This window comes from Treponema sp., from assembly GCF_045657965.1.
In the GTDB taxonomy this organism is placed as follows: Bacteria; Spirochaetota; Spirochaetia; order Treponematales; family Treponemataceae; genus Treponema_D.
The window spans coordinates 1-9,747 of sequence record NZ_JAZOUG010000297.1; the positions used below are offsets into that span (position 1 = coordinate 1).

General features: G+C 40.3%; 7 protein-coding genes. 1 reads left to right on the forward strand and 6 read right to left on the reverse strand.

What is annotated here, in order from left to right:
• Positions 1–1,007: hypothetical protein (locus ACKI5B_RS11265; protein ID WP_407428797.1), on the forward strand; the 1,007-nt coding region annotated here is incomplete at its 5' end.
• Here the strand turns inward: ACKI5B_RS11265 and ACKI5B_RS11270 are convergent.
• The 6 genes from ACKI5B_RS11270 to ACKI5B_RS11295 all read right to left on the reverse strand — a co-directional run.
• Positions 985–2,295, reverse strand: a complete 1,311-nt coding sequence (locus tag ACKI5B_RS11270; protein ID WP_407428799.1) for a pyridoxal-phosphate dependent enzyme — start codon at positions 2,293–2,295, stop codon at positions 985–987. The genes ACKI5B_RS11265 and ACKI5B_RS11270 overlap by 23 nt on opposite strands.
• Before the next feature lie 23 nt (positions 2,296–2,318).
• A complete protein-coding gene (locus tag ACKI5B_RS11275) occupies positions 2,319–3,815 on the reverse strand; it encodes a DUF3943 domain-containing protein (protein WP_407428801.1) in 1,497 nt (498 codons plus the stop codon).
• A 64-nt stretch (positions 3,816–3,879) separates the two neighbouring features.
• Positions 3,880–5,145: a beta-ketoacyl-ACP synthase II gene (gene fabF, locus ACKI5B_RS11280; RefSeq protein WP_407428803.1), complete on the reverse strand. Its 1,266-nt coding sequence runs from the start codon at positions 5,143–5,145 to the stop codon at positions 3,880–3,882.
• Positions 5,146–5,147: 2 nt separating this feature from the next.
• A complete protein-coding gene (locus ACKI5B_RS11285; RefSeq protein WP_407428805.1) occupies positions 5,148–7,328 on the reverse strand; it encodes a methyl-accepting chemotaxis protein in 2,181 nt (726 codons plus the stop codon).
• Positions 7,329–7,359: 31 nt separating this feature from the next.
• Positions 7,360–8,919, reverse strand: coding sequence for an extracellular solute-binding protein (locus ACKI5B_RS11290; protein ID WP_407428807.1), 1,560 nt, complete (start codon positions 8,917–8,919; stop codon positions 7,360–7,362).
• A gap of 108 nt (positions 8,920–9,027) precedes the next feature.
• A partial coding sequence (locus ACKI5B_RS11295; protein WP_407428809.1) for a PLP-dependent transferase occupies positions 9,028–9,747 on the reverse strand: 720 nt, incomplete at its 5' end.

Genomic DNA, 9,747 nt, shown 5'->3' on the forward strand with positions numbered 1-9,747 from the left:
ATGGCTACGATCCGACTTCATGGCAGGAACTTCACTACAAAAAGCTCTATCAGGCTTTCCAGAATGTAATCTCAGCTGAAGCCTGCTCTTCTCTCGGCACTCTCAAAATGAGTGCAAAAGAGCTAAAAGAAGCAGGTCTTAAAAAAGCGACAGCCGCCTCACTCAAAAAACTCACAGAAAAACCGCTTGAATATTTCTATGAGGTGGCAAATAAGTTTGCAGAAAGTGAGTACATCGAAGAAGAAAAAGCAAGAATTGCAAAAGAAATTACTTCTCTAAGACAGCAGATTGAAGAAGAAAAAGCACGGCTTGCTGCTAAAGAAGAACTGAAAGCAAACGCAATTCCTTCTTCAAAAGCAAAGAAAGGTGCAAAATCTGCAAAAACGCTCACATCTCTAGAAATCAAAAAGCTCGAAAACCAGATTGCCTCACTCGAAAGAGTTACTCCGAAATTTACAAAGATTGCTCTTCCAAAAACACTTGCTTTCCCGAAAGGCGGGGCAAAAGCAAAAATCAGCGATGCAGACGTTTATCTTTACATATTCAGCATGCTCTTTCCTCTTGCAAAAACAGCTTTTGCCAGAAAGTGGAGCCTTGAGCGTAAAATTGCTGAACTTACAGGAAACACAAAAATCGGAAGCATGGAATCTTTCGAATTCTTTAAGAGGGCATTTGCACTTTCTGAAGGAAAACAGCCTTTACTTACAGAAAAATCTTCAAAAGAAGATCTTCTTCTTACAGCTCAAAGGCTCTGTGATTCAGAGCTTGCATGGCTTTATATCGGAGCAAACGAATACGACGGCGTAAAATGGTTCAATAAAGAAAAAATGGAAGACACGCTCTGTTTGTATCAGAGAATTCTTTCTTTGGGTTCTTCTGCTTCAAAACAGAAAACTGTAGATTCGCTCTTCAAAAAGCTTAACTCAGCCCAGAAGAAGGCTGAATACAAGTGTGAAGCTTTTACTGCACAATTTACGGTTAAACCTAAAACAACTCGTCAGCCATAGTAAGAAGCACTTCTTCGCTGCTGGCTGCACACGGCCGGTTTAATTCATTATGACGAAGTGCTTCAAGAATTCGTTCAGGCATTTCCGGAGCTTCACCCAGCGTGTGACGGATAAACTCGGCTTTTAATACCGGGTGATCGCGCATAACAAGAACTACACTGGCATCATCTTCACCGGTAGTTTCTTTACGTGCAAGGGCTGCTGCAAATGCTCTGCTTGTTGATTTATCTGCATAAACATTGTAATCCGTAAAAAGCTTACGGCAGGCATTTTCTGTTTCTTCCTTTGAAACATTTGACGGATAAATAAAATGCCTGAGCATCATCGCATTTGTAGCAAATATTTCTTCAAGGCGTTCAAGATTTGACGGACTTGCAGGATCTGCACTTTCACGCTGATTCAGCTCAACTATGCTGTCCATAATCTCGCAGTTACCTTTAAGGTCAAGCTTAATTTCATCGGTGGTTGGACAGATAAAACCATTTACCGGCAGTGAAAGTCTCCATGAATAAAGGCCTGCAACCAGATTAGAATAATTTCCGCAGGGCATTGCATAAAAGATGTCACCATTCACCTGATTTTTTAACCTGCTGAATGCATAAGGATAAAAAAAAGTTTGAGGCATAAGGCGCCCGATATTTGCAGTATTTGCCAGTGTAAGATTGTATTTTTGAACAAAATCATGATTTGCAAAGATTTCCCTTACGATTTCATGACAGGTATGTTCACTGCCGTCTATTTCGACTGGAAGAACATTTCCACCATTCCAGATATAGTCTTCTTCGCTTAATCCCCGCACAAAGCCACGCGGATACAGAAGTACAGCCTTTAAATGCTTTTTACCGCGCAGAGTCCGCGCAAGACTTGCTCCAAGCTCACCGACTGTTGCATCCAGAAAGACTGCTTCTTCACCTTTTATTGTGAGAATTGTCTCAAGACAGTTTACAAGAAAGGAAATGCCGAAATCTTTATGACTTCCGGTCGGAGTATGATAAAGTTCTAATGTAAAAAGATTATTATCGAGTCGCCGCACCTTTGGCGCAAAAGGAAAAGCTTTTGTGGCAATTGTTTCACAAATAATCGGAGAAAATTCATCGTTTATGCAGGCAGAAGTAAGACTTCCTGCAATACTTGAAAAGCTTGTATTTTCGTCAGTATACAAAAGCCATTTACGTAAATCTGCAAAGTCTTCAGGAACATAAAGACCTCCATCCAATGGCATACAGTCAAGAACAGCTTTTTCAAAGTTCACAATATTTGAAGAATCACGTGTACTAAAAAATTTCATAATCTCCCCCACCCGAATAAAAATTATTTCAACTGAAATTTTACAAAAGCGCCTGCAGAATTAAGCCACTGGAAAACATCCGGAACTTTTTTATAGAATGCACGTTTTACATAAAGTTCATCCTGTACACCAAGACGGACAGTTTTTGAAAGGGCAAGTTCATAAGAAATATTTCCTACACCAATCCACTCCCAGCCTGAACTTGGCATTGTAGAATTTTCCTGAAGCTGAGAGTAAAAATCATACATTGCGTAACCGCGGAAAGAAAAATTAAAGGAACTGCCGTTACCGGTAATGTATCTTGCTTTAAAAATTGCCATTGGACCTGTTGTATAGCTGTAATTACGGCACACACTTGCAGTCTGTTCAACAATCGGACGGTGATAATAATAATAATCTGTTGTACCCAAAACATTCCATGCACCGTGAAGCTGCCATTCAAAATCAGCAGAATCACCACGGACTCTTTGTTTTACAGCAAATCCAGGTCCCAGAGAAGTAAGTTCGTAAAACTGATGCCAGTCAAATTCATATTCCATTGTTAAACCAATGGTCGTATCTGTATTTTCTGAAAACCGGGGTGCGCGTGCAAAAAGCATACCGTTACTTAAAATGCGGATATCGTACATGATTTTTTTATCAAGTTCGGCGTAATTACAGTCAGCACCTTCTCCAGAGCCTTTTCCAATAGAAGCGGATATTTCAATTTCAAACTGCGAGTAAGGATCATTTGAATCATGCCCGTAAGGATCGTTATAGGCAATAAAAATTGAAGGATTAAAAAATACAGGATAAAATTCTGAACCTGTATAATCATAATCAGAACTGTTAATAATTTGTGTCTTTGTCCTGGCAGTTCCCAGAGTAAATTTTAACGAAAGTTCATGAATATTTCTGGTTGTTCCAAGCGGTTTCTGTCTTGTCCAGAGCTGAGTCCACCAGCGCGTTGGGTTTATAAAATGTCCAAAAAGTTCAGAAATCTCATCAGCATTTAAGGAAAGCCGGTAAAGCATTTCTCCCATAGCAAAAGAACCTACAGAAGTATAATACATATCGTTGATTGAAGGCTCATTTGTTTCGCATAAAAATTCCCACATATAAGAACCTGCGAAAGTTACTGCAAAAGACTCCAGCTGATTTAAATTAGAACCTCTTGAAACCTGATAGTAAATGCCTCCCTGATAAGGATGAAGAACAAAATTTGTCCAGTACCAGTCCCGGTCAAAACTCATTTCACGTTCCCAGAAATGATCCCATTCATCCCAGCCTGTCTGTGCCCAGCCGGAACCTAAAACCCAGCGGTTATAAGAAGAAAGGCCAAGGTTAAAAAAGAGAAGTCCGCCAACTGCAACAAGCGGATGTTTTTTACCGTCATTTTCGTGAAGAAAACCTGAAGAAATTTCAGATGAACCGCTTTCGCTATATGAAAGAACATTAAATGTTAAATCAGATGATTGAGCAGAAATAATTGTATTCGAAACAGTAAGCAAAAATAAAAACAGGGATACGATTTTTTTCATATCCCTATTTTTGCAGAATTTTCAATTATTTTCAATAATCTTCAATTTTAAGAAGTGTGATATTTTACTCTTCAAACTTTTTAATGATAATACAGCCGTTATGCCCGCCAAATCCAAGTGAAGCACTTGCAGCAACTTTTACATCGCATTTGACACCCTTATTTGGAGTGTAGTCAAGATCACAGCCGCCTTCGATATCCTGATTATCGATATTGATTGTCGGAGGAATAAAACCTTCGTTGATTGCCTTAACACAGAAAAGAGCCTCAATTGCACCGGCTGCACCTACTAAGTGACCTGTCATACTCTTTGTTGAAGAAATATGAAGTTTGCGGGCATTTTCTTCGCCGAGAGCAAGCTTGAGCATGTTAGATTCACCGACATCGTTAGCATGAGTTGAAGTTCCATGTGCATTGTAATACTGAATATCTGACGGTGAAATTCCAGCATCTTCAAGTGCAAGCTGAACCGCCTTAGCGGCACCACTTCCGTCTTTTAACGGAGCTGTAATATGATAGCCGTCACAGCTTGAACCAAATCCTGCAACTTCTGCATAGATTTTTGCACCTCTGGCCTTTGCATGCTCATATTCTTCAAGAATAAACATAGCAGAACCTTCAGCCATTACAAATCCGTCGCGGTCGCGGTCAAACGGCCGGCTTGCTTTTTGAGGACAGTCATTAAACTTTGAAGCAAGAGCCTGAAGTTTAATAAAAGTTGCAATACTGAACTCTGTAATTGCAGCTTCTGTACCGCCTGCAAGCATTACGTCTGTACGGCCGGAACGGATTAAATCAGCTGCAAGACCTAAAGAATCTGTTCCTGAAGCACAGGCGGTGTTGATTGTCCATGAAAGCCCCTGAAATCCATAGTAAATATTTACATTTGCAGCCGCTTCGTTAGAAATCATGAGCGGTGTTGTAAGCGGAGGAAGCCGGTCAGGACCTGCTGAAGGATCGCAGAATTTATTGAAACCGGCTTCTGTTGCATCCATACCGCCTAAACAGCAGCCAACCATAACACCCATTTTTTCGTTTTTAAGAGATTCGCCGGTATAACCGGAATCAGCAATTGCCTGAGCAGAAGCTGCCAGAGCAAATTTTGAAAAGCGGGCCATTTTACGGGTTGCTTTTGAATCAATACCATATTTTGTAATGTCAAAATCTTTAACTTCTGCAGCAACCTTAACACTTAAACGTGACGGGTCAAAAAGCGTAATATTTGTAATTCCACACTTTCCGTTTTTTACCGCATTCCACGTTTCTTCTACATTATTTCCGACCGGTGAAACAACACCCAGTCCCGTAATTACAACTCTTCGTCTGTTCATTTTTATACCTTAAATTTTCCTACTGCTTCACCCAAAGATTCAATACTCTGTGTATTTTTATGGGTCATATCATTAACAGCATTGATTGATTTATTGATTGTTTCGATTCCGATAGACATTTCTTCCATACTGGAAGTAATTTCTTCGGTCAAGCGCATAAGATTGTCCATTTTGCCGTTTGCAGCACTTGTTGCATCTTCCATTGCATCACTTGAACCTTTTACGCTTGCAGTAACATCCTGAATCTGTTTGATTGCTTCAAGAATCTGCTCACCGCCTTCGGACTGTTCATGCATTGCATTCATAATTGTGAGTTCCTGCCTTGAAACAGCCTGGGTAAGGTCATAAATTTCATTAAACTGATTCTGCAGCTGAACAGAAGAATCTGTAACTTCCTTAACACTTGAAAGCACAACCTTGAGGTTATTTGTAATATTTTTACCCTGCTTATTTGAATCTTCAGCAAGTTTTCGGATTTCATCGGCAACTACAGAGAAGCCCTTTCCGCTTTCACCGGCATGAGCAGCCTCAATCGCGGCATTCATTGCAAGCATATTTGTCTGACTTGCAATTGACTGAATAATTTTACTTGCTTCAAGAAGGGTTCCTGACTGTTCCTGAATCTTTTTAATTGCCTCAACAGAAGAAGCAATGCTGGCTTTACCGGTTTCTGAAGAATTCTCAAGAGATTTAATTGTATCTCCGTTCTTTTCAAGAATTGATGTAACAGAGCGGATATTTGCAACCATTTCTTCGATTGCAGAAGATGATTCAACAACACTTGAGCTCTGGCTTTGAATATTGCCTACCAGATCATTTACACTGTGATTAATTAATGTAAGTGCATCCTGAGCTTCATGAACATTTCGTCCCTGCTGCTGAACCTGCTTATTTACAGAATCAATATTTGCCGTAATTTGGTTTGCAGAGGCTGCAGTATCGTTCATATTATCTGCAAGAGAAGCACCCTGATTTCCAAGACTGACAGCAGCTTCTTTTACCTGTGCAATCGAATTCTGAATTTTTTCGATTGTAAGGTTGAAGAATTTGTACATTTTACCAAGTTCATTTTCTGTTTTTACATTCATCCGGACAGTTAAATCTCCGTCTCCTTGGGCAATATTCTGCATTGCAGAAACGCCTTTGTTCATTTCCTTTACAACGCCCTGAATAATCACAAACAGAATAAACAAAATAATAAAAGCCGTAATTGCAAAAGCAATGGCTACGATTGCAAAGATTTCATTTGCAGCAGCTTTAATTTCGCTTTCTTTTGCATTCAATCCCAAAAACCAGACCTGAGCGGCATCTTCAACCTTAAACGGCTGATAATACTTGAGTGTGTCCCCATTTTCATTTTTGTGCATTCCAAAAGGCTGTAAAGAAGTTTTTGCAGAAGCAAACAGAGAGTTACTGAAATCAGGATGATTTTTACCTTCATTTTCTGAATTTGCATCAACAGCTACAAGGCCGGAATCTGAAATAAGTGAAAGATAGCCGGTTTCATATACTTTTACCTGTCTCAAAAGAGAAGATAGAGTATCAAGTGACATATCAAGTCCGATTACACCGACCGGTTTTTTATTTTTATCAAAAATCGGGAATGCAACTCCGCAAACCCAGACAGTCTGACCTCCGATTTCATAAGGATTTGGATCAATCAAGATTCCTGTCGGGCTGTGCAAAGGATTAACATACCAGAATCCTTCTTCATAATCTGTCAGCGGCGTACATTCAATTGTGCTTCCGACCTTTGTCCAGTACGGAATAAACCGGCCTGTTGAGTCATGGTTTTCTGTATCTGCATATTCTGAATCAAGACCATCAAGGGCATTCGGTTCATAAACCACCCATGTATCAACAAATGTTTCATTATCAATCAGGGCCTGCTTAAGAACTGAATTTATATATTCACGACGCTGTGCAGGAAGAATATCATCAGCCTGCTCTACTGCAGTTTTTAAGGCAGCACAGGTTGCATATTCATGGGCAATAATTGCCTTTGTGCTTTCAGAATAGTATGAAGCCATCTGATGAAGATAATTTTGAGAAACTGAATTAAATGCACTGGAAACCTTCGTCAAAATAAAAACAGAACAAATTCCCAGTAAAACAATCAGACAAAGCCCGATTGTTACGATTAGCTGGGTACGAATACTTTTAAAGCCTTTTTTCTGATTCATGTAAAAACTCCTGATAAAAAAAATTAAAAAACTACATTTTGTTATTATCAAGAAGAAGATTATTTTCTTCGACGTGAATTTTACAGCGTTTTTCCCAGTCGGCCCCACCAAGCTCGTCAAATTCTTTTAACCATTCGTCCCAGGTAGAAAGAGAGCGGTTTCCCATGGCAAAATCTTTTAAGCCCTGTTCATAGAATGTTTTTAATTCTTTTGAAATTCCCGGAATTCCAATACCCACAGTCCAGGTTTTTGCCTGCATGGCACGAAGTGTTTTTAATGCACTCATTTCTTTGCCGTTTTTAGAGTACCATGTCGGATAACGGGCTTTAAGTTCTTCATCACTATTATAGAAAACCATATTGCGCAGCTGTAACAATGGAGCAGCACTTTTTTTAGTATAAGCAAGTTCAGGGTCTGGAAGACCTTCTGTTGTAATATTTCCAGCATCATCTACCATGTAGTTTACAGCTTCTTCACCATAAGCAACAGTTGCATAACCGTCTGTACTCATCCATTCAAGCAGGCGGGCAATTACAGGAAGCTTTCCTAATTCCTGTGCGCGTTTAGAAATTGCATAAATTCTGTATCCTGTGGAATTTGCCCCGACAGATGACTCGCCACGAGGTCCGACAGGCGGATTGATTAAAATCCACTCGCCGTCAGGAAATTTCTCGTCAAAATCTTTATAATTTGACTCAAGTGCAAAAGCGGCATTCTGTTCCCGCATAATACCAAAACGGCCGTTTTTCCATGCAGCACGGAACTGATTTTTAGTGTATGTTGCCCACTGAGGATCAATCAGACGGTCAGCAACAAGACTCCGCACATATTCCATAGCTTCAAGATATTCCGGTTTACGCACATTTAAGCCCGGATTTTTTTTGCTTGCATTATAAGTTCCTTCAACACCAAAAGCACCAAAAAAAGGAGCAAAACGGCTTCCAAGACCTTCTTCAATGGCACGGATTTCGATATAAGCACCATATCCGAATGTGTCATTTAAGCCGTTGCCGTCCGGATCATTATAAGTGAAAGCACGCATTACCTGATAAAAATCTTCCGTAGTGACAGGAACTGCAAGACCAAGATTATCAAGCCAGTCTTTTCGAATTAGAACACCTTCGTTCCGGTCGATAGAACCTGACTGTGCAAGTCCGTATGAATACCCGTCAAAGGAAGTTGCAGCCCGGGCTTCTTCATTATACATCTGATATGAACGCTTTGGCATTTTTTCATACATTTTATCAACACGGGCGATTTTATTTTCCTTTAAAAGCGTGACCAATGTGTTGCGGTCGACCATAAAAATGTCAGGAAGAGAATTCGTTTTTGCCGCATCGAGAACCATCTGCATCTGGTCTTCTTTTCCAGAAGGGAGAGGTACGGTTTTTAACTTGATACCCAAATCTTTTTCGACGTGGTCAATGAGAACACAGTCATCAGGCAATGGAGGAGCATCATTTGAATAAGGACCGTACCAGAGCTCAACTTTATTAAGTTCACCGATACCTTCAAGGTCTACCCGTTCACAGGCAGTAAACAAAACACCAGCAGTCAAAGAAAGCAAAATAATTTTTATAAATTTTTTCATGGTAAATCCTTATAGTAAGACAGGGGCTCTGTCCGCGCCCCATAAAAAAAAGTTTTTCATTATATTATCAGATGATTTTTCAGGAAAAGCAAGTTAAATTGCATATAATCAGATTGATTCCAGAGCCTGTTTTAAATCGGCGATAATATCTTCTGTTGCTTCGATTCCGCATGAAAAACGTACCATGTCAGGGCCTACACCGCATGCAACAAGCTCTTCATCTGTAAGCTGACGATGAGTTGCGCTAGCCGGATGAAGGACACAGGTGCGGGCATCTGCAACATGAGTGGCAATCATTGCAAGTTTTAAATGCTTCATGAATTTTTCTGCAGCAGAGCGGCCGCCTTTAACGCCGAAACTTACGACACCGCAGGTTCCGTTCGGCATGTATTTTTGAGCCAGGTCGTAATATTTATTGTCTTTAAGTCCAGGATAATTTACCCATGAAACATTTTTATGACTTGAAAGAAATTCTGCAACGGCCTGACCGTTTGCACAGTGCTGCTTCATTCTGACAGGCAAAGATTCAAGTCCAAGATTAAGGAGATAAGCGTTCATTGGAGCCTGAATTGAGCCGAAATCACGCATAAGCTGGGCTGTACATTTTGTAATAAATGCGCCTTCCTTGCCGAATTTGAGAGCATAAGTAATTCCGTGATAGCTTTCATCCGGAGTGCAGAGGCCGGGGAATTTATCGGCATGAGCCATCCAGTCAAATTTTCCTGAATCTACAACACAGCCGCCGACAGTTGAATCATGGCCGTCCATGTATTTTGTAGTTGAGTGAGTTACGATATCAGCTCCCCATTCAAAAGGACGGCAGTTAAT